Origin of the sequence: Citrobacter sp. TBCS-14, from assembly GCF_005280805.1 — a bacterium.
GTDB lineage: Bacteria > Pseudomonadota > Gammaproteobacteria > Enterobacterales > Enterobacteriaceae > Citrobacter > Citrobacter gillenii.
The window spans coordinates 1-1,073 of record NZ_SZWM01000780.1; the positions used below are offsets into that span (position 1 = coordinate 1).

A 1,073-nucleotide genomic window follows, 5' to 3' on the forward strand; every position below is an offset into this window, starting at 1 on the left:
TTTGCACAAGATATAGCTGATGATTTCAAACAATGGAAAGGCGAAGAATAATTGAAAATAAAGTTTATGCTTGACAGTGTGAACTTTTTTTGATATTATAGTCTTATAGAAATTAAGGAGATACAAATGAAAAATACAATGTTAAATTGATGAACAACAAAAAAGGATATTTAAACTCTTTTAAAAACGAGCTAGGGAATAAGTTTCTCTTCCTAGGGTTTAAAGAAGAAAGAAATAACTTTAAATCAGAGTTCACGAAAGAAGAGATAAAAGCGATTGATGAAAGATACTTGGAATTTATTGAAGAGGTCTAAAGTTAATTCTTGACAAATATAAAGTAATTTGATAATATTGTTTTATAGAAAGGGGATTAAACAATGGCAACACAAAAAGCTATAAAGGTCGTAGCTTATAACCCTACAACGGAAGAAGAACTACACTTCAGCTGTAAGGCTCAATGTGCTAAGTATTTTGGTCTTAAAACTAATACAGTCATCAGGTGGCTTGATAATGGTAGACCTGTAATTGAACTGCTGATAGACCTAGATAGAAATCAAGTAGAAATTGAAAAACAAAGCAAACTAAATGGCTTTGAATTATTTACGATTAAGGAGTGGTTAGATTATGTGTAAGAAACGCAAATACACAAAAATGGGTGCTTTATATTCAATAGCAAATGCACAGCATAATAAAAAGAAAGCTGATAAGATACCAGTAAGAGCTTATTACTGCAAGTGGTGCAATTCATATCACTTATCAAGTCAGCAAAGACTAAATATTAAGACAGGAGTAATTGGATAATGAATAATGAATTTACATATTATAAAGTAGAATGGTTAGAAAAAGATATAACAGGTTTTTACAACGTTAAAAATAAAAAATATTATACAAAGAGAGAAGCGTTTGATTTTAAGTATTTTGTAGAAAAATCTGATATAGCTTCTAATTGTTTAGTTAAAAAAATAACTGAAATTACTGAAGTTATCGCTTGACAATTTAAAAGAAGTTTAATATAATAGTATATATAAAAAATTAAGGACCGAAGGTGGCATTGCTGTCGCACTCCAACTTTG

At 29.1% G+C, this 1,073-nt stretch carries 3 protein-coding genes; all 3 read left to right on the forward strand.

Features of this window, described 5'->3' with window-relative positions; all coding sequences use genetic code 11:
• Positions 1 to 149: 149 nt before the first annotated feature.
• The 3 genes from FDX22_RS30165 to FDX22_RS21290 all read left to right on the forward strand — a co-directional run bounded on the left by FDX22_RS30165 (position 150) and on the right by FDX22_RS21290 (position 992).
• Complete coding sequence (locus FDX22_RS30165; protein ID WP_170974720.1) at positions 150 to 314, forward strand: hypothetical protein; 165 nt, start codon at positions 150 to 152, stop codon at positions 312 to 314.
• 63 nt (positions 315 to 377) lie between these two features.
• Positions 378 to 632 carry a hypothetical protein gene (locus tag FDX22_RS21285; RefSeq protein ID WP_036851135.1) on the forward strand — a complete coding sequence of 85 codons (255 nt, stop codon included), beginning with the start codon at positions 378 to 380 and terminating at the stop codon, positions 630 to 632.
• A gap of 168 nt (positions 633 to 800) precedes the next feature.
• A complete protein-coding gene (locus FDX22_RS21290) occupies positions 801 to 992 on the forward strand; it encodes a hypothetical protein (RefSeq protein ID WP_068505922.1) in 192 nt (63 codons plus the stop codon).
• The last annotated feature ends 81 nt before the right edge of the window (positions 993 to 1,073 follow it).